Source organism: Actinoplanes sp. NPDC051475 (assembly GCF_040689425.1).
Classification (GTDB): Bacteria; Actinomycetota; Actinomycetes; order Mycobacteriales; family Micromonosporaceae; genus Actinoplanes.
The window spans coordinates 281,261-300,832 of record NZ_JBFAZZ010000009.1 but is presented as its reverse complement, the minus strand read 5'-3'; the positions used below and the strand labels follow the sequence as shown (position 1 = coordinate 300,832).

Genomic DNA, 19,572 nt, shown 5'->3' with positions numbered 1-19,572 from the left:
CGTGCAGCAGTGCCGCGCAGATCGCCGGAGCCGTACCGCCCTGATCGGCCACGTCATGGCCTGAGTGTAGGTAGCGGCGCAACTCCGCAGGGTGAGTGAATCGCGAGAACGCCCCGCCGTCCACGGGGGATGGCGGGGCGTTCTGGGGTCGTACGCGTCAGCTGGTGAGCATCTTGCGCAGGACGTACTGGAGGATGCCGCCGTGGCGGTAGTAGTCCGCCTCGCCGGGGGTGTCGATGCGAACGTCGGCGTCGAACTCCACGCCCGTGTCGGTGCGGACCTTGACCGTGGACGGGATGCCGCCCTCATTGAGCTCCGTGACGCCCGTGACGGAGAACGTCTCGGTGCCGGTCAGGCCCAGCGACTCCGCGTCGGTCTTCGGCGGGAACTGCAGCGGCAGGACGCCCATGCCGATCAGGTTGGAGCGGTGGATGCGCTCGTACGACTGGGCGATGACCGCCCGGACGCCCAGCAGCATCGTGCCCTTGGCGGCCCAGTCGCGCGACGAGCCTGAGCCGTACTCCTTGCCGGCCAGGATGACCAGCGGGACGCCGGCCTCCTTGTAGGCCACCGACGCGTCGTAGATGGTGGTCTGGTCGCCGGTCAGGTGGTTGACCGTGAAGCCGCCCTCGACGCCCGGCACCAGCTGGTTGCGCAGCCGGATGTTGGCGAACGTGCCGCGGATCATCACCTCGTGGTTGCCGCGGCGGGAGCCGTACGAGTTGAACTCGTGCCGGGGTACGCCGTGCTCGGCGAGGTACTTGCCCGCGGGGGAGTCCGGCTTGATCGAGCTGGCCGGGGAGATGTGGTCCGTGGTCACCGAGTCGCCGAGCTTCGCCAGCACGCGCGCGCCCGAGATGTCGGTGACCGGCGACGGGGTGGCCGCCATGCCCTCGAAGTACGGGGGCTTGCGGACGTAGGTGGACTCCTCGGCCCACTCGAAGGTCTTGCCCTCCGGCGTGGGCAGCGACTGCCACTGCTCGTCGCCGGCGAAGACGTCCGAGTACGCCGCGCTGAAGCCCTCGGCGCCGATCGCGTGGGCGATGACGTCGTCGATCTCCTTGGCGCTCGGCCAGATGTCGGCCAGGTAGACCGGCTTGCCGTCCGAGCCGGTGCCCAGCGGCTCCGTCGTGATGTCCAGGTCCATCGAGCCGGCCAGCGCGTACGCGACGACCAGCGGCGGGGACGCCAGGTAGTTCATCTTGATGTCCGGGTTGATCCGGCCCTCGAAGTTGCGGTTGCCGGAGAGCACCGAGACGGCGGTGAGGTCGGCCTCGTTGACCGCGGCCGAGATCGCCTCGGGCAGCGGCCCGGAGTTGCCGATGCAGGTGGTGCAGCCGTAGCCGACCAGGTTGAAGCCGAGCTTGTCCAGGTACGGCGTTAGGCCGGCCCGGTCGTAGTAGTCCATGACGACCTTGGAACCCGGCGCCAGGGTGGTCTTGACCCACGGCTTGCGGGTGAGGCCGCGCTCGACGGCGTTCTTGGCCAGCAGCGCCGCGCCGATCATGACCTGCGGGTTCGAGGTGTTGGTGCAGGACGTGATGGCGGCGATGCCGACGAAACCGTGGTCCAACTCGAACTCGGTGCCGTCCTCGCCGACCACGCGGGTCGGCTTCGACGGGCGGCCGTTCGCGTGGGCCGCGGCGCTGAAGATGTGCGGCTTGTCGACCTCGTCGTCCACCGCGTTCGCCGGCGGGTCGCTGGCCGGGAAGGACTCGGCGCTGGCCTCGTCGGCGTGGCCCTTCGGCTGCACGTAGTTGACCAGGGCCTCGCGGAACATCGGCTTGGCGCGGTCCAGCGGCACGCGGTCCTGCGGGCGCTTCGGGCCGGCCAGCGAGGGCACGATCGTCGACAGGTCGAGCTCGAGCCGTTCGGAGAAGTCCGGCTCGGCGTTCGGGTCGAGCCACAGACCCTGGCGCTTCGCGTACGCCTCGACGAGCTTGACCTGCGCCTCGGAGCGACCGGTGAGCTTGAGGTACTTGATGGTCTCGTCGTCGATCGGGAAGATCGCGGCGGTCGAGCCGTACTCCGGCGACATGTTGCCGATGGTGGCCCGGTTGGCCAGCGGCACGGCGGTGACGCCGGGGCCGTAGAACTCGACGAACTTGCTGACCACGCCGTGCTCGCGGAGCATCTCGGTGATCGTGAGCACCAGGTCGGTGGCGGTGGTGCCGGCCGGCATCTCGCCGGAGAGCTTGAAGCCGACGACGCGCGGGATCAGCATGCTGACCGGCTGGCCGAGCATGGCCGCCTCGGCCTCGATACCGCCGACGCCCCAGCCGAGCACGCCCAGGCCGTTGACCATCGTGGTGTGCGAGTCGGTGCCGACGACGGTGTCCGGATACGCCTGGCCGTTGCGCTCCATGATCGTACGAGCCAGGTACTCGATGTTGACCTGGTGCACGATGCCGGTGCCGGGCGGGACGACCTTGAACTCGTTGAACGCGGTCTGGCCCCAGCGCAGGAACTGGTAGCGCTCGCGGTTGCGCTGGTACTCCAGCTCGACGTTGCGGGCGAAGGCGTCCTCGCGGCCGAACAGGTCGGCGATGACCGAGTGGTCGATGACCAGCTCGGCCGGGGCCAGCGGGTTGACCTTGGTCGGGTCGCCGCCGAGGTCGTTGACGGCCTCGCGCATGGTCGCCAGGTCGACGACGCAGGGCACGCCGGTGAAGTCCTGCATCAGGACCCGCGCCGGGGTGAACTGGATCTCCACGCTGGGGTCGGCGGTGGGGTCCCACCCGCCGAGGGCCCGGATGTGGTCGGCCGTGATGTTGGCGCCGTCCTCCGTGCGCAGCAGGTTCTCCAGCAGGATCTTCAGGGAGTAGGGCAGTCGCTCATGGCCCTCCACCTTGTCGATCGTGAAAATCTCGTAGCTCGCGTCATCGACGCGCAGCTCGCTCTTCGCACCAAAGGTGTCGAGGCTGGCCACGTCATCTCCTTCACACCCAGCGACCGTGAGTAGTCCTCATCAGTCTTCCGCACCGGTGACGGCCGCCCGCCAGTTAGGCCTGCCTAACTCTGGGTTCACGTCTTTGGTAAACCGTACGTCCGTCTTGTTATTCGTCGCAACCCGCCCCGGAGGTTTACCACGGGTGATCATGGGGAACACGGTGTTCCGTGAAGGCGCCTACTGACCTCGACGACCTCACCGACTTCTTCGACCGCTACGGCTCGGCGCTGACCCGGGGCGACGTCGCCGCGGTCGCCGGCTGCTACGCGTTGCCGGGAATGGTGGTGGCCGACTCGTACAGCTTCACGTTCACGTCGCCGGCGGCGGTCGCGCTCTCCTTCCTCGGTGCCGCCCCGGCGTACCGGGAGCAGCAGATCGTCGCGGCGCACGCCCAGCTGCACGACGTCCAGCGGCTCAGCGACGTGCTGGCCCTGGTCGCGGTCGAGTGGGAATACCTCGACAGCCTCGGCAACGCGGTTCCCGGCGAGCGCTACCGCTATCTGATCCGGGCGGACGTCGGCGGGCCCCGGATCACCACGGTCATCGCGACGCACTGAAAAAGTGACGTACCCCGGTGCCATCATGGCCAGGTGACCACGATCGAGATCGCTCCGCCCAACAGCGAGGCCGGACCGGCACTGACCGCGCCGCACCGGCCGCAATGGCTGGTCGTGCACTATCGGCGCGACGACGCGGGCTACGGCGACTGGTCACTGCATGCATGGGGAGACATCGACCCCGACGCGGTCACCGGCTTCCCTGACGGTCACCCCTTCGCCGGTGAGGATGCGTACGGGCGCTTCGCCTGGGTGCGGCTCGGCGACGCGGCGCGGCACGTCGGCTTCCTGGTCGTCGACCGGTCGGGGGCCAAGGACGTCGCCGAGGACCGGCAGGCCGACCCGGCCGTCACCCCGGAGATCTGGCTGCGGCCCGGCGACCCGGAGGTCTATGCCAGCGCGGAGGCGGCGGGCTTCACCGCGCCGCCCGTGGCCGACGACGGCCTCGCCGTCATCCACTACCGGCGTGCTGACGGCGACTACGCCGGATGGGGCGTGCACGCCTGGGAGGGCACGCCGAGGAAGCCGGTGTGGCACCACCCGGTGACACCGTCGTCCTTCGACGACTTCGGTGCCGTGTTCCGGGTGCCGGTGCGGCACGACGCGGCGGGGCTGCGCTTCGTCATCCACCGCGGCGATCACAAGGATCTGCCCGACGACCAGCGCCTCGACTTCTCCCGGGGGCGTGCGGTGTGGCTGCTTTCGGGGGAGCCCGCGCCCGTACATCCGGATCTTCGGTCGTTGGGTCCGGAGCTGGACCCGGCCCGGGCGCTGGCGGTTTTCGTCGACCGCACCACCGTGGCCCTGCCTGCCCGGCTGGCCGATCTCGCCGACGCGTTCGCCCTGGTCGCCGCGACCACGGACGGCCTGCGCCGCGACGGCGACGAACTGTCCGGCGAGCGCACGATGCTGCCGCTGACGCCCCGGCCCGGCGGGCTGTTCCAGGCGCAGAGCCGGCGGTTCCCGCATCTGCGCGCCTACCGCGCGTTCGCCGTGCCGGAGCTGGGCGACGCCGCCCTGGGTCACCTGCTGCGCGGGCAGCTGCTCGTGGTCGGCCGCGACCACGGCGGCCACGTCGTCGCGACGACCGCCGTGCAGCTGCCCGGGGTGCTCGACGACCTGTACGCCGACGCCGCCGACGCCGAGCTGGGCGTGATCATCGACGAGGAGAAGCCGACGCTGGCGGTGTGGGCGCCGACCGCCCGCACGGTGTCGCTCGAGCTGTCGCACACCCCCGACGACGAGCCCAAGATCCTGCCCATGGAACGCGACCCGGTGACCGGCGTCTGGACCATCACCGGCAAGCGCAAATGGCTCGGCCGCTACTACCGCTATCGCGTGGAGGTGTGGCATCCGGCGGCGCAGCGGGTGGTCACCACGAGCGTCACCGATCCGTATTCGGTGTCGCTGTCGGCGGACTCCACCCACAGTCAGATCGTCGACCTCGAGGACCCCGCGCTGAAGCCACCGGGGTGGGACACGGTGGCCCGCCCGACGGCCGTGGCTCCGGCCCGGATGCAGGTCTCGGAGCTGCACGTCCGCGACTTCTCGATCTTCGACGACACCGTGCCGCCGGCGCACCGGGGCACCTACCTCGCCTTCACCGACGAGGAGAGCGCGGGCATGCGGCACCTGCGCATGCTGGCCGACGCCGGGCTGACCCACGTGCACCTGCTGCCCGCCTTCGACTTCGCCACCGTCCCCGACCGGCGCGCCGATCAGGCCGTGCCCGCCTGCGACCTGGCGTCGTTCCCGCCGGACTCGGCCGAGCAACAGCGCGCGATCGCGGAGGTCGCCGACCGGGACGGCTTCAACTGGGGATACGACCCGCTGCACTACACCGCGCCCGAGGGCAGCTACTCGACCGATCCCGGCGGCAGCGCGCGCATCCTGGAGTTCCGCCGAATGGTCGCCGCCCTGCACGCCGCCGGGCTGCGCGTGGTCATGGACGTCGTCTACAACCACACGATGGCCGACGGCCTGGCGCCGTTCAGCGTCCTCGATCGGATCGTGCCCGGGTATTACCACCGGCTGCTCGACGACGGCACGGTCGCCGAGTCCACCTGCTGCGCCAACACCGCGCCCGAGCACACGATGATGGGCCGGCTCGTCGTCGACTCCATCGTGACCTGGGCCCGGCACTACAAGATGGACGGCTTCCGCTTCGACCTCATGGGCCACCACCCGCGGGCCAACATCCTGGAGACCAGGGTCACCCTCGATCATCTCGACGGCGGTTCCGACATCTACCTGTACGGCGAGGGCTGGAACTTCGGCGAGGTCGCGTACGACGCACGGTTCGCGCAGGCCACCCAGGTCAACCTGGCCGGCACCGGCATCGGCACCTTCAACGACCGGCTGCGCGACGCGGTCCGCGGCGGCGGCTCGTTCGGCGACGACCCGTCCGTGCGCGGCTTCGCCACCGGGCTCGGCTCGGCGACCCCGCTCGCCCTGCACGACCGGATCAAGGTGGGGCTGTCGGGCGCGCTGGTCACGTACAGGTTCGTCACCCACACCGGGGCCGAGCAGAGCGGCGCCCAGATCGACTACAACGGCTCGCCCAGCGGTTACGCAGCCTCGCCGGGGGAGTGCGTCAACTACGTCGACGCCCACGACAACGAGATCCTCTACGACGCGATGGCCTTCAAGCTGCCGGTGGACCTGCCCATGGCCGACCGCGCCCGGATGCAGGTCCTCGCGCTGTCGCTGGTCGTGCTCAGCCAGGGTGTGGGCTTCGTGGCGCTGGGCACCGAACGGCTGCGGTCCAAGTCGCTCGACCGCAACTCGTACAACTCGGGCGACTGGTTCAACCAGATCCGCTGGAACGGCGCCGACGGCAACGGCTTCGGTGTCGGCCTGCCCCCGGCCGAGGACAACGAGGACAAATGGCCGTGGGCGCGCCCGCTGCTCGCCGACCCCTCGCTGGTCCCCTCCGCGCAGATCATGGACATGACCGCGGCCCGGTACGCGGAGCTGCTCAGCATCCGCCGCTCGTCCCCGGTGTTCGGCCTGCCGACGGCCGACGAGGTGGAACGCCGGCTGACGTTCCCGCTCGGCGGCCCGCACGAGACGCCGGGCGTGATCGTGATGTGCCTCGACGGTACGGGCCTCGACCCCCGCTGGAGCACGGTGGTGACGGTCTTCAACGCCACCGAGTCGCAGGCGAGCGAGAACGTGCCGGAGCTGGCGGGCGTGGAGCTCGTGCTGCACCCCGAGCTGGTGGCGTCGGCGGACCCGGTGCTGCGCACGGCGTCTGCCGAGGGCGGCAGGCTGACCGTTCCGGCCCGGTCCGTCGCGGTCTTCGTCGCCCCGCTTCCGTGAGACACCCCGCTTCCGTGAGCGGCAGGGCATCCGAAAGGATGTGCCGGTGCGACGGTTACCCCTTGTCGGCGTCCTCGTGGTGCTGGTGCTCGCCGGCGGCTGCACCTCGTCCCCTGACGACTCGGCGCAGCATCCCGGCCCCTCGACCGCCGGTTCCCCGCCGGCGTGGACCGAGCCGGCCTCGTACCGGTTCGTGCTGGAGCGCCGCTGTGAGGGCCGGCCGTCCCTCGGCGTCTACCGGGTCACCGTCGAGAACGGCGAGGTGACCTCCGCCGACCGGGTCGACGGCCGGGTGGCCGGCGGCGAGGAGATCGAGGTGCCGAGCCTCGGCGGCCTGCTGAAGCTCGCCCGCACCGCGGCCGAGGACGGAGGGCGCATGTCCACCAGCGCCGACCCGGCCGACGGACACCCGGTCTCGGTCTCTTTCGACGTCTCGGAGACGGGCGACAACGCCGAGAACACGTGCTTCCGCATCTCCGAGTATTCGGCGAACTGAAGCCGGACACCACCCGCCTCCTCTCGCAGCCCGAGCCGGCCCCCGAGGGCCGGCCCGGACCGATCCGTCAGCGCCGGGCGACCGGGACGCTCGGCGGACGGAACGTCACGCCGCTGCCCTCGGTCACCGGGCTCGTGCCGAACGAGAATTGCAGGCCGTCCGTGCCGTCGGCGTTCTCGATGCCGATCGTGGCGCTGCCCCCGGAGGCGAGGACGCCCTGCAGGCCGCGGTAGTGCGTGGCGATCGTGCCGTCGCGGGCGATCTCGACGCTGACCGAGATGCGTTGCGTCGTGTCGGCGTAGAAGCGGACGTTGCGCCACTCGACGATGAAGCGGTCGTTCACGGTGGCGGTGTAGATGCCGGCCTCCTCGTCGACGTAGAGGTCGTCCCAGAACGCCGAGATCGCGTTGTTCGGCGGCAGCGGGTCCGGGATGGCGACGTTGTTGTAGGCCGTGTCGACTCCGCTGTCGAAGGCGATCTGGCCGTTGGTCGAGACCCATGCGTGGGGCTGGTACCGCCCGTAGAACCACACCGGGAACGGCAGCTGGACCTCGACGGCCGCATCGTCCGGGCTGGGCGGGTCGACGCGCTCGGTGCCTTCTACGTAGCCGCTGGTGCTGCGTATGCAGGAGTACCCGTACGCGTCCCATCGGGAGGCCAGGGGGATGTCCAGTTCCATGTCGCCGGTGAGGTCGACCGTACGGGTCTGAGCGGCGTCACATCCGCCGGACGGCGTGACCGTCAGCTCGTACCGGCCGAGCGGCGCGGTCAGCCGGAATTTGCCGTACCCGTCGGTGTGGACGGCGGCGGGGGTGCCCGTCAGCGCCACGGTGGCCTCGGCGATCGGCCCCTGCGAACCGATGACCGTACCGGAGATCGTGCCCGTGGGCGCCGCCTCGAGGGCGATGTCGAAGCGGACCGTGTCGCCGGCCTTCACCTCCACCGTTCCGGTGGCGGTGCGGAAGCCGTACTTGGTGACCGTGGTCCGGTAGCTGCCCTCGGGGAGCAGGGCCAGCCGGTACGTGCCGTCCGCGCCGGTCGTGCTCTGGCGGCTGACCGGGCCCGAGACGTCCACCGTGGCGCCCGCGGCCGGTGCGCCGTCCGACGTCACGGTGCCGGTGAGCGTGCCTGACGGCTGCCGCGCCCCGGACACCGCCGCGTACGCGTCGAGCCGGCCCTCCCCGTACACGTTGTTGTCGGCCGGTGTCCCGCCGCACGAGACGTCGTCGGCGTCCCCCGCGGTGATGTCGAGCACCTGGCGCGTGGCGGCGACGTCGCGCCGCAGGGCCGGGACGGCCGACCAGAGCAGCGCCACCGTCCCGGCGGTGTGCGGCGAGGCCATGGATGTGCCGCTGTAGCTGGCGTAGCCGCCGGGGATGCTGGAGACCACGTCGACGCCCGGCGCCGAGATGTTCGGCTTGACGGAGCCGTCCTGCCCGGAGCCGCGGCTGGAGAAGGATGCCACCAGGCCGGCCGCGTCGTAGGCGCCGCTGGCGTACGCGTGCGTGTAGTTGCCGGGAGAGCCCGCGGTGGCGCAGCCCGGGCCGGCGTTGCCGTTGGAGAACGCCGGGAAGATGCCGGCCGCCACCCACGCGTCGACGATCTGCGCGTACCAGGGGTCGAAGCCCCAGCCACCCCACGAGTTGTTCACCACGTCCGGGGCGAGATCGGGCCGCGGATTGTTCCCGGCCCGGTCGGTCGGCGCGACGATCCACTGCCCGGCGGCCAGCAGCGAGGCCGTGGAGCAGCCGTTGGACTCGCACCCCTTGGCGGCGATCCACTTCGCACCGGGCGCCACGCCGTACGCGTGGTCGCCGTCGAGGCCGACCATCGTGCCCGTGGTGTGGCTGCCGTGGCCGGCGTTGTCGCAGGGCACCCCGTCGGTGCACAGGCCGGTCGGGTCGAACCAGTTGTAGTCGTGGTTCACCGAGCCGTCCGCCGCCCGCCCCCGGTACGCGGCGGCGAGGGCCGGGTGGTCCCACTGCACCCCGGTGTCGACGGTGGCGACGACGATGCCCTCGCCGCGGTCCCGGAACTCGTCCCACACCCGGGGCACGCGGATGCGGTCGAGATTCCACTCCAGGGTCTGGGCGCCGTCGCGGACGCCCGGCAGGGTGGCCGCGGGGGACACCTTGGGCAACGGCACCGTCTTGTCGGCGAGCACCCGGCTCACCTCGGGACGGGCGGCGACGGCGGCGGCGAGGCCCGCATCGCCGGTGACGCGGACGGTGTTGGCGATCCAGTACGGCGTGAAGCTGGCCTTGCGCGCCTCGAGCATCGCGCGCAGTCCTTTCTGGCTCCGCGCGGCGAGTCCCGTCGCAGCCGAGTAGACCCGGGCGCTGCGCTCCTTGCCGGCGGCGCGCCGGGCGGGACCGAGGTCGGCCCGGTCGCGCAGCACGGCCCAGAACGTGGTGGTACGGCCGGACGCCAGCTGCGCCCGCAGGTCGGGCGCCAATTTGCCGCCGGGATCGCCGGGCGCCGCGTGAGCGGGCGTGGCGACGGTGAGCAGTGCCAGGGCGAGCGCCGCGCTGAGCGCGCGTCCCGGCCATCCGTGGACAGACACGATCCTCCCCATTTCTTCCAGCCGGGGTGGTCCCACAGCCGCTGGGGGAGTGTCGCGACGCAGCGTTAAGTGACGATTACCTATACCGCAGACTCGTAAATTCTTCCGTCAGTGAAGAAACTTCTGAGTTGGCTGGCCTTCGCTGTCGCTCGGCGGGCGCATTCCGCGGTGGACATGGGCGCGGGGCCTCCGGGGACACTGCCTGGGCGCGGGTCGTCAGTCGGGGAGGCGGGGGCCGGCCTCGCGCTGGGATGCCAGCCATGCCTCGACCTCGGCGGACGAGCGAGGCAGGCCGGCCGACAGGTTCCGGCAGCCGTCCGGGGTCACCAGGACGTCGTCCTCGATGCGTACGCCGACACCGCGCAGTTCCTCCGGGACCAGGTCGTCCTCGGGCTGGAAGTACAGTCCCGGTTCCACGGTGAGCACGTAGCCCTCCTCGAGCTGCCCGTCGCGGTAGTTCTGCTTGCGCGCCGCGGAGCAGTCGTGGACGTCGATGCCGAGCATGTGGCCGAAGCCGTGCAGGGTCCAGCGGCGATACACGGTGGACCGCTCGCTCATCGCCTCGTCGACGCTCACCGGCAGCAGGTCCAGGTCGTGCAGGCCCTCGGCGAGCACGCGCATGCAGGTCAGGTGGATGTCGTGGAACTTCACGCCGGGCCGGATCGCGTCCATGCCGGCCTGCTGGGAGGCGTGCACGACGTCGTAGACCTGGCGCTGCAGCGGGGTGAAGCTGCCCGACACCGGCACCGTGCGGGTCACGTCGGCGGTGTAGAAGGAGCGGGCCTCGACACCCATGTCCATGAGCAGCAGCTCGCCCGGCTTGGTGACGCCGGTGTTGCGCACCCAGTGCAGGATCGTGGCGTGCGCGCCGGCGCCGACGATGCTGCCGTAGCCGACGTCGTTGCCGTCCGTGCGGGCGCGCAGCGCGAAGACGCCCTCGAGCAGGCGTTCCTTGACGGCGCGGTCCGCGGGCAGGATGCGGGCGACGTCCTCGAAACCGCGCACCGTCGCGTCGATCGCCTCCTGGAGCTGGGCGATCTCCCATTCGTCCTTGACGAGCTTGAGCTCGGAGATCGCGCTCGCCAGGGCGCGGTCGCGGCGGACGGCCGGGTCGGGGTCGTAGGCCAGCACGGCCCGGTCGACGTTCAGGTCCAGCCCGCGCAGCACCCGGGTCCGCGCCGGGGCGCAGTCGGCCAGGGCGCGGCCGAGCTCCGCATAAGGCGCCGTCTCGATGCCGAGCTCCGTCGACTTCTCGCCGAGGGTGTGCCGGCGGCCCACCCAGAGCTCGCCGTTGCGGCTGCGGAAGAAGGCGTCGGTGTCCTTGGAGTTGCGTTCGTGGGTGTAGAGCACCGCGTCGTGACCGGAACCGCTCGGGCGCAGCACCAGCACGCCGTCCGGGTCGCTGTCGCCGGTCAGGTAGACGAAGTCGCTGCCCGGCCGGAACGGGTAGTCGGTGTCGTTGGCGCGCACCTTCTCGTTGCCGGTCGGGATGATCAGCGTCTCGCCGGGGAACGCGTCGGAGAGCGCGGCGCGGCGTTTGGCGTAGTTGGGCACCTCGGGCCGGGCCGAGACGTCGAGCGCGTCCTCCCGCCAGCCGCTGCGCATGAAGCTCAGAAACGCCTCCGGGAAGTCGGGGTCGTGCGACTCCGTCTTCGCCGCCGTGCCGTCACCCTGCTCCGCCATGGTGGGCCCCTCCCGTCTACCGCGCTGCCGTCCCTGACGTTACCGCCTCCCTCCGACGGAAATCGCGTCCGGGCCGCCGCCGCTCAGCCACGCAGGGTCATGCACGCGACTCGCGGCCCGGCGGTGCCGGCCCTTCCCGCATCGGTACGGGTCAGCTGCGAGTGCACCACCAGCGACCGCGGCGGGCGTACGGGATCCAGCACCCATGCCTGCTCGGAGGCGACGGTGGCGGCGCCCTTGGAGTCGGTCGTGAAGTCCAGCCACACCTCGTTGCGCGGGTTGGCGTACGCCGGGTCGACCGACGGCTTCGACGGGTCGGCCTGGTGCTGGTAGTGCGGGCCGGCGTCGTCGGGCACCGAGGTGCAGGACATGGTGTGCAGGTGGGCCCCGTACGCCCGGCGCGGCACCATTCCCGTGACTGCCAGCCGTACCCGTACCCCCTGAGCGGTTGTCGAGACGGTGACCTGGGCGGTCGAGCCCGGCGGGACCACTACGGGGTCGTAGGTGATGGCCTGCTTGCCGTCGGGTGCCGGCAGGAAGGTGCCGGAGGCGGTGCCGACCGTGAGCGGGGCCTGGCCGGAACCGGTCGCCGCGGCGGTTGCGGAGGCGCCGGGCCCCGCGATGCCGCTGGACACGATCCACGGTGTGCCGGCGGGCGGCGGCTTGACGCTGGTGTGCGCCGCCCCGGTGCCGCCCGAACCGGCGCAACCGGCGAGTGCTGCCACGGCGACGGCCAAGAGGGGGAGGGAGCGACGCATGGGACGAAGTATGTCAAAAATACCTATAACCGGCGAGCATAGGCGAGGTGCTAGCTTTCTCCGGCCGCGGGCGGAAGGCTGACGAATAACGGCGGCGGCACGTGGAGGGATCGAACAATGAGTTATGCGGTGGTGCTCGGAGAAGCGCTCGTCGATCTTCTGGAGACGGAGCGTGACGGCGAGCTGATCTACCGCCAGGCGATCGGCGGCGCGCCCCTCAACGTCGCCGTCGGTGCCACCATGCTCGGCGGCGAAGTGCGATACGTGGGCTCGCTCGGCAACGACACCCTCGGCGACCGGACCGCGGCCTTCCTGCGCCAGACCGGCGTCGGCACGGCGTCGACGATCCGCGTCCCGGTGCCCACCACCCTCGCCGTCACCACCTTCGAGGGCGCGGAACCCACCTTCGAGTTTTACGGCGAACCCCCGTCGTACTCGCTGGTGCGCCCCGACGACATCGACCGGGAGATGGTGGCGGGCGCGTCGGTCCTCTACGCCGGCTCCATCGCGCTGATGCGCGAGCCCTTCCAGTCGGCGGCGCGCGCGGCGTGGTCGGTGCCGGGTCCCCTGCGGGTATTCGATCCCAACGTACGCCCGAAGCTGCTGCCCGACGCCGCGGCGGTGACCGCGCTGCGGGATCTCGTCGAGGGCTACTTCGCCACGGCCGACATGGTCAAGCTCAGCTCCGCGGACGCCGAGGTCCTGTGGAAAGGCGCGACGCCGGCGGCGGCCGCCGAGCGCATCCTCAAGCTCGGCGCGCGTGCCGCGGTCGTCACCTGCGGCGCCAAGGGTGCCTTCGTGGCGGCGGCGGACGGCACGGCGATGCTGCCCGCGCCGTCGGTCACCGCGGTCGACGCGACCGGCGCCGGGGACTCGGTCATGGGTGCGCTGGTGCGCCGGCTGCTCGCCGACGGGCTGCCCGCGGATCTGGCCGGCTGGCAGCGGTACGTGACGTTCGCGCTGGCGGTGGCGGGCCTGGTGTGCGAGCGCCACGGCGGGGCGGTGGCGATGCCGACCCAGGAGGAGCTGACCGCCCGCTGGGGCGCCCTGGTCTGAGCGGAGGCGTCAGCCCTCGCCCAGCGCCTTGGCGATGAAGCGCTGGCGGTCGAGGATGACCCGTTCGACGCGGACCTCGGCCACCAGCTCCTCGCCGTCGCGGACGACGATGTCGAACAGCAGCTTGCGCCCGTCCACCTTGGCGAGCGTGGCGAGCGCGGTGACCCGGCGCCCGACCGGAGTGGGCGCCCGGTGCTCCACCTCGGCCCGGGTGCCGACCGTCGTCACCCCGCCGGGAATCTGCCGGGCCGTGGCGGCGACAGTGGCGGCCTCGGCGAGCGCGAGGACCCGCGGCGTGCCGAGCACGGGCACGTCGCCGGAGCCGAGCGACTGGGCGGTGTCGGCATCGGTGACGGTCAACTCGACCCGGGCGCTGAGACCGGGGGCGAACTCCGGAATCTCCATAGCCTCAGCTTAGGGGCCGCCGCCAGAACGCGTCGTCCGCCGCCGCCGCCGCGGCCGCCGGTGCCGGCCGGGGGAGGCCACGGGCCACCCGGGCGCGGATCGAGAGCTGCTCGGCGAGCCACCACGCCTCGTTGACGTCCCGGTCCTCCGCCACGCCGGAACGCCCCCCGGCCGTGTCCGCGTAGACGCTCGCCAGCCGCAGCAACCGCTGGATCGGCCCCTGGACGACGCGGACGCTCTGCAGCCTCGCGTACGGGACCAGGGTCATCTCCCGGGTGAGCAGCCCGGAGCGGGACACGAACACGTCCGGGGTCAGGCCGACCCCCATGGCCCGCAGCGCGAACGGGTGCAGCCAGCGGGCCCGGGCGGGCGGCGGCACGGTGGCCAGGGTGGCCAGGTCGACGCCGCGCAGCACCTCCCAGACCAGCAGCCGGCCGGCCTCGAAGACGCCGACGGGCAGCAGCCGGTCCGAGCGCCGGGCGTCGCCGTTCTGCGGGCCCGCGTACCCGGCCACGTCCAGGCGCAGGTGCAGCCAGCCCTGGAGGCGCCACAGCAGGGGCCACGTGACGCCGACGGACTGCACCCGGTGCAGCGGTACGACCTGGCTGCGCGTCTCCACCAGCCCGAAGCGGACCGCGAGCCGGCCGTCGGGGTCGCGGGCCACCCGGAAGTCCCAGTCCTGCAGGACGCGGCGCACCGGCTGGAGGATCACGCCGGCCATCGCGGTCACCGTGCTGGCGATGCCGACGAAGGTCCACGAACCCTCGGCGACGAACTGCATGACCACGAAGGCGACACCGACCGGCAGGAAGAACGCCTGCGGGGTGAGCAGCTGGCTGATCAGGAGGTCCCGGTTGCCGACCCGGAGCAGCGGGCGTTCGGCGGCCGGCACGCGGGGCGCGGCCGCCGCCGGCTCGGTGACGTCCCGGCCGGAAGCCCCGGGTGTACGCCCGGCCAGCGCGAGCAGCCGCTCCCGCAGGGCGGAGGCCTCCCGCACGCTGAGGTAAGCCAGGGGCGCCTCCGTCTTGCCGCCGCCGACCACCTCCAGGCGGAGCTCGGCGAGGCCGGTGAGCTGGGCCAGCAGGGGCCGCCGCAGCTCGACGGCCTGTAGCCGGTCCAGCGGGATCGCCCGGTTGCGCCGCCACAGCAGCCCGTCCTGGATCCGGAGCTCCCGCCCGACGACGTGGTAGCCGGTGTTCAGCCACCCGACGAGGGAGAACACCACGACGGCGGCGGCGAGCACGGCCACCACCAGGGCGAACCGCTTGACCCCGACCTGCGACAGCGTCTGCCAGCTCAGCGCGGCGATGATGACCGCGATCGACTTGGCGCCGTGCAGCAGGGGACTGAGCGGATGCAGCCGCCGGCGCGGCTCGCCGGCCGGGGGCCCCCCGGCAGGAGGCTCGTCCGTGGGACCGGGCGTGTCCAGGGAGCCGGGCGGGGGATCCGGCTGGGGCCGGGCGTCGGCGGCGGTCACAGGCCCTCGGCCCGGTCCTCGCCCAGCGCGGTCAGCCGGTCGCGCAGCCGGGCCGCCTCGTCCGGGGGCAGGCCCGGGATCTTCGCGTCGCTGGCGGCCGAGGCGGTGTGCAACTGGACGGTCGCCAGGCGGAACGCGCGCTCCAGCGGGCCGGCGGTCACGTCGACGAACTGCATCCGGGCGTACGGGACGATGGAGAGCCGGCGGACCAGCAGGCCGTGGCGGACCAGGAGGTCGTTGTCGCGTTCGGCGTAGCCCCAGGCCTTGACGGCCCGGACCGTCACGATGGACCGCCAGATCGCGAAGACCACGATGGCGGCCATGGCGGCGGGCCACGCCCAGTGCGTGGCGAGGATCCAGCCCACCGTGCAGCCGGCGAGCAGGACGACCACCAGGATGGTCCGGCTGATCAGCTCCACTGTGATCAGACTCCGGGAGACCGGCCGCCATGCGACGGTGTCCGGCCACGGCTCGAGTGCACTGACCTCGTCGGCCGTCACCGGGACGGCAGCGGGGGTCGGGCTCGCCGGTGCGCTGGGCTCGGTCACGGATGAAAGCCTAGGCCGTGGGGGGAAATCCGGTCACCTCGCGCAGAAAACCACGGGCGCCGAGGAACTCGCTCAGGGTCTCCCGGTGCACGTCGCAGGCGAGCCAGGTCTTGCGGTAGGCCGGGTCGTGCAGCTTCGGGTTGTTCCACAGCAACGCCCATGCCGCGCCCGCGCGGCAGCCCTTCGCAGAACACTGGGGGGCAATCTCCTCGACCACTCCGGCAGCCTATCCACTGGCTATCCACTGGCGTTGGCGGAGGGGAGTTGAGCGCCGGGCGACCACGGGGGAAGTCGCCCGGCGACGAGCTGAATGTTACACGCCTGGTCCGGCCCGCTGTCTATCCACTGAGCGTGCCCGTCCGTGCGGATCGCGCAGAAAGATCGACATGTTCGTACCCTTGCGGTCGGCGCGTAATCCGGCTCTGCCCGACCGCTCCCAGCATGGTCGTGTAAGTCTTGAGCGTCGGCATCCGCGCCGACCCTGCGCCGGCACCCGTGCCGGTGCGACCGCGAAGTGCGAAACGCTGTTGGAGGACCGGTGGCCGACCCGACCACGCCCGAGGGCACGATCAGTGCGACCGAGCCCGCCAACCCGGTGCCGCCCGCGCAGGACGCGACGCAGCTCGAACGGGCGATGTTCGAGGTCAAGCGCGTCATCGTGGGGCAGGACCGGATGGTCGAGCGGATGTTCGTCGCGCTGCTGGCCCGGGGGCACTGCCTGCTCGAGGGCGTACCCGGGGTGGCCAAGACGCTCGCGGTCGAGACCTTGGCCCGGGTGGTCGGCGGTACGTTCTCCCGGGTGCAGTTCACCCCGGACCTGGTCCCGGCCGACATCGTCGGCACCCGGATCTACCGGCAGTCCAGCGAGAAGTTCGACGTCGAGCTCGGCCCGGTGTTCGTCAACTTCCTGCTCGCCGACGAGATCAACCGGGCCCCGGCGAAGGTGCAGTCCGCCCTGCTCGAGGTCATGGCCGAGCACCAGGTGTCGATCGGCGGCGAGACCCACTCGGTGCCTGATCCGTTCCTGGTCATGGCGACCCAGAACCCGATCGAGCAGGAGGGCGTCTACCCGCTGCCGGAGGCGCAGCGTGACCGCTTCCTGATGAAGATCCTCGTGGGCTACCCGACCGACGCCGAGGAGCGCGAGATCGTGTACCGGATGGGGGTCAGCGCGCCCGAGCCGAAGCCGATCTTCACCCCGGAGGACCTGCTCGCGCTCCAGCGCCGCGCCGACCAGGTGTTCGTCCACAACGCGCTGGTCGACTACACCGTGCGACTGGTGCTCGCGACGCGCGCCCCGGCCCAGCACGGCATGCCGGACGTGGCGCAGCTGATCCAGTACGGCGCCAGCCCCCGTGCCTCGCTGGGCATCGTGCGCGCCACCCGGGCCATCGCGCTGCTGCGCGGCCGGGACTACGCGCTGCCGCAGGACGTGCTGGACATCGCGCCCGACATCCTGCGGCACCGGCTCGTGCTCAGCTACGACGCGCTCGCCGACGACATCCCGGCGGACCACATCGTCGCCCGGATCATGGGCAGCGTGCCGATGCCGACGGTGGCCTCGCGCCAGGACGCGGCCGCGGGGAACGGCCACAACGCGCCGGCGTCCGGAATCCCGGCCGGCGTCCCGGCGAGCGGCGTACCGGCGTTCGGCGCGCCCATGCCGACCGGCGGACACGCGCCGGCCGGCGGCGGGCCCGCGTACGGCGCGCAGCCGCACCATCCACAGCAGCCGGCCTGGCCGGGACAGCAGTGACGGTCGGTCCGTGACCACCGCCGAGCTCCCGCCACCGGCCGCCGGCCCCGGCACGGCCCGGGCCGAGGCCGTCCTTTCGCGCCTCCAGCTGCTCGTCACCCGCAAGCTCGACGGGCTCCTGCAGGGCGACTACGCCGGCCTGCTGCCGGGACCGGGCAGCGAGGCGGGGGAGAGCCGGGAGTACCGGCCGGGCGACGACGTGCGCCGGATGGACTGGCCGGTCACCGCCCGCACCACGCAGCCGCACGTGCGGCGTACGGTCGCCGACCGCGAGCTGGAGACGTGGATGGCGATCGACCTGTCGGCCAGCCTCGACTTCGGCACGGCCCGGTACCTCAAGCGTGACCTGGTCCTGGCGGCCGCCACGGCGATGGCCCACCTGACCGTGCGGGGCGGCAACCGGATCGGCGCGGTGGTCGGCACCGGACCGGGCCGGGTGCCGGCGGAGACCGGTGGGGGCTTCCCGTGGCGCCGCCGCCGGCCGGATCCGGTCGCCGTCCCCCGGACGCCTCCGGTGGTACGCATGCCGGCGCGCCCCGGCCGCAAGGAGGCGCAGGGGCTGCTGCGGGCGATCGCGCGTACGGAGATCCGCCCCGGCCGCACCGACCTGGGCGAGCTGATCGACATGCTGAACCGGCCGCCGCGCCGACGGGGTGTGGCCGTGGTCATCTCCGACTTCCTGGCCCCGGCGGAGTCCTGGGCGCGACCCGTGCGCAAGCTCGGCGTACGCCACGACGTGCTGGCCATCGAGGTCGTCGACCCGCGGGAGCTGGAGCTGCCGGACGTCGGTGTGCTGACCCTCGCCGACCCGGAGACCGGCGTGCTGCACGAGGTGCAGACGGCCGACCCGGCGCTGCGGGCCCGCTACGCGGAGGCGGCGGGGCAGCAGCGGGGCGAGATAGCCCGGGCACTGCGCGCGGCCGGCGCCGCCCATCTGAGACTGCGTACCGACACCGACTGGCTGCTCGACATCGTTCGCTTCGTGGCGGCCCAACGACACGCTCGCACCCGGGGGACCACCCGATGATCCGTTTCCTGCAGCCGTGGTGGCTGCTCACCGTGCTCCCCGTCCTGCTGGTCCTGGGCGTCTACGTCTGGCGCCAGTTCCGCAGACGCCATTACGCGATGAAGTTCACCAACGTCGATCTGCTGCGCTCGCTGGCGCCGAAGGGCCTGGGCTGGCGGCGGCACGCGGCGGCGGGCGCGTTCCTGCTGAGCCTGGTCGCGCTGGCGCTCGCCATGGCCCGCCCGTCGATCGACCGCGAGGAGCCGCTGGAGCGCGCGACGGTGATGCTCGCCATCGACGTGTCGCTGTCGATGGAGGCCGACGACGTGCAGCCGAACCGCATCGAGGCGGCTCAGGAGGCGGCGAAGGCGTTCGTGCAGGAGCTGCCGCCGAGTTACAACCTGGGCCTGGTGAGCTTCGCGAAGTCGGCGAACGTCCTGGTCTCACCGACGAAGGACCGCGAGGCGGTGATCGCGGGAATCGACGGCCTGACGCTGGCCGAGGCGACGGCGACGGGCGAGGCGGTGTTCACGTCCCTGGACGCGATCCGCTCGGTCCCGGCGGACGGCGCGAACGGCGCGCCGCCGGCCCGCATCCTGCTGCTGTCGGACGGCTACCGGACGTCGGGCCGCTCGGTGGAGGACGCGGGAGCGGCGGCGGGGGCGGCGAACGTGCCGGTGTCGACGATCGCGTTCGGCACGGACGCCGGCATCGCCAACATCGCCGGCGACCTCAAGCCGGTTCCGGTCGACCGACTGTCATTGCAGGAGCTGGCGAAGGCCACCAACGGCCACTTCTACGAGGCGGCATCCCTCGACGAACTGCGTGGGGTATACGAGGACATCGGTACCTCGATCGGCCATCGGGTGCAGAGTCAGGAAATCACCCAGTGGTATGCCGGATTCGCCTTGCTGTTCGGCCTTATGGCAGCGGCTGCCAGCCTGCTGTGGACCTCAAGGCTGCCTTGACCTTCGAATGTGGCGGTCTTCTTCGCGA

Annotated in this window: 15 protein-coding genes; 7 read left to right on the top strand and 8 right to left on the bottom strand. The window is 72.0% G+C overall.

Features of this window, described 5'->3' with window-relative positions; all coding sequences use genetic code 11:
- Positions 1 to 157 precede the first annotated feature (157 nt).
- Entirely contained in the window at positions 158 to 2,929 is a 2,772-nt protein-coding gene (gene acnA / locus AB0368_RS20560) for an aconitate hydratase AcnA (protein WP_366155497.1), read from the bottom strand.
- Positions 2,930 to 3,117: 188 nt separating this feature from the next.
- On the opposite strand from acnA, the gene AB0368_RS20555 reads away from it, so the two are divergent.
- From AB0368_RS20555 to AB0368_RS20545, 3 genes are read left to right on the top strand one after another with little or no spacing between them, the layout of a single operon-like run.
- Positions 3,118 to 3,507, top strand: a complete 390-nt coding sequence (locus AB0368_RS20555; protein ID WP_366155496.1) for a hypothetical protein — start codon at positions 3,118 to 3,120, stop codon at positions 3,505 to 3,507.
- Positions 3,508 to 3,540: 33 nt separating this feature from the next.
- Complete coding sequence (gene pulA, locus AB0368_RS20550) at positions 3,541 to 6,828, top strand: pullulanase-type alpha-1,6-glucosidase (RefSeq protein ID WP_366155495.1); 3,288 nt, start codon at positions 3,541 to 3,543, stop codon at positions 6,826 to 6,828.
- Positions 6,829 to 6,874: 46 nt separating this feature from the next.
- Entirely contained in the window at positions 6,875 to 7,324 is a 450-nt protein-coding gene (locus AB0368_RS20545; protein WP_366155494.1) for a DUF6174 domain-containing protein, read from the top strand.
- A gap of 67 nt (positions 7,325 to 7,391) precedes the next feature.
- Here the strand turns inward: AB0368_RS20545 and AB0368_RS20540 are convergent, their stop codons facing one another.
- The 3 genes from AB0368_RS20540 to AB0368_RS20530 form a co-directional block, all read right to left on the bottom strand.
- Positions 7,392 to 9,887: a S8 family serine peptidase gene (locus AB0368_RS20540; protein ID WP_366155492.1), complete on the bottom strand. Its 2,496-nt coding sequence runs from the start codon at positions 9,885 to 9,887 to the stop codon at positions 7,392 to 7,394.
- A gap of 216 nt (positions 9,888 to 10,103) precedes the next feature.
- Positions 10,104 to 11,570, bottom strand: a complete 1,467-nt coding sequence (locus AB0368_RS20535) for an aminopeptidase P family protein (protein ID WP_366155491.1) — start codon at positions 11,568 to 11,570, stop codon at positions 10,104 to 10,106.
- An 83-nt stretch (positions 11,571 to 11,653) separates the two neighbouring features.
- On the bottom strand, positions 11,654 to 12,328 hold the full coding sequence (locus tag AB0368_RS20530) for a superoxide dismutase family protein (protein WP_366155490.1): 675 nt from the start codon (positions 12,326 to 12,328) through the stop codon (positions 11,654 to 11,656).
- Positions 12,329 to 12,445: 117 nt separating this feature from the next.
- Here AB0368_RS20530 and AB0368_RS20525 point away from each other — a divergent pair, with 117 nt between their 5' ends.
- Positions 12,446 to 13,384: a carbohydrate kinase gene (locus AB0368_RS20525; RefSeq protein ID WP_366155489.1), complete on the top strand. Its 939-nt coding sequence runs from the start codon at positions 12,446 to 12,448 to the stop codon at positions 13,382 to 13,384.
- A gap of 9 nt (positions 13,385 to 13,393) precedes the next feature.
- Here the strand turns inward: AB0368_RS20525 and AB0368_RS20520 are convergent, their stop codons facing one another.
- From AB0368_RS20520 to AB0368_RS20505, 4 genes are read right to left on the bottom strand one after another with little or no spacing between them, the layout of a single operon-like run.
- Positions 13,394 to 13,789, bottom strand: a complete 396-nt coding sequence (locus AB0368_RS20520; RefSeq protein WP_366155488.1) for a hotdog domain-containing protein — start codon at positions 13,787 to 13,789, stop codon at positions 13,394 to 13,396.
- 4 nt (positions 13,790 to 13,793) lie between these two features.
- On the bottom strand, positions 13,794 to 15,218 hold the full coding sequence (locus tag AB0368_RS20515) for a PH domain-containing protein (protein ID WP_366155547.1): 1,425 nt from the start codon (positions 15,216 to 15,218) through the stop codon (positions 13,794 to 13,796).
- A gap of 44 nt (positions 15,219 to 15,262) precedes the next feature.
- Positions 15,263 to 15,766: a PH domain-containing protein gene (locus AB0368_RS20510; RefSeq protein ID WP_366155546.1), complete on the bottom strand. Its 504-nt coding sequence runs from the start codon at positions 15,764 to 15,766 to the stop codon at positions 15,263 to 15,265.
- A 58-nt stretch (positions 15,767 to 15,824) separates the two neighbouring features.
- Positions 15,825 to 16,031, bottom strand: coding sequence for a hypothetical protein (locus AB0368_RS20505; protein ID WP_366155487.1), 207 nt, complete (start codon positions 16,029 to 16,031; stop codon positions 15,825 to 15,827).
- Positions 16,032 to 16,352: 321 nt separating this feature from the next.
- Here AB0368_RS20505 and AB0368_RS20500 point away from each other — a divergent pair, with 321 nt between their 5' ends.
- From AB0368_RS20500 to AB0368_RS20490, 3 genes are read left to right on the top strand one after another with little or no spacing between them, the layout of a single operon-like run.
- Positions 16,353 to 17,570, top strand: a complete 1,218-nt coding sequence (locus AB0368_RS20500) for a MoxR family ATPase (RefSeq protein ID WP_366155486.1) — start codon at positions 16,353 to 16,355, stop codon at positions 17,568 to 17,570.
- Between the two features lie 10 nt (positions 17,571 to 17,580).
- Positions 17,581 to 18,597, top strand: coding sequence for a DUF58 domain-containing protein (locus tag AB0368_RS20495; RefSeq protein WP_366155485.1), 1,017 nt, complete (start codon positions 17,581 to 17,583; stop codon positions 18,595 to 18,597).
- Positions 18,594 to 19,544, top strand: a complete 951-nt coding sequence (locus tag AB0368_RS20490) for a VWA domain-containing protein (protein ID WP_366155484.1) — start codon at positions 18,594 to 18,596, stop codon at positions 19,542 to 19,544. Before AB0368_RS20495 ends, AB0368_RS20490 begins: the two co-directional genes overlap by 4 nt.
- Positions 19,545 to 19,572 lie beyond the last annotated feature (28 nt).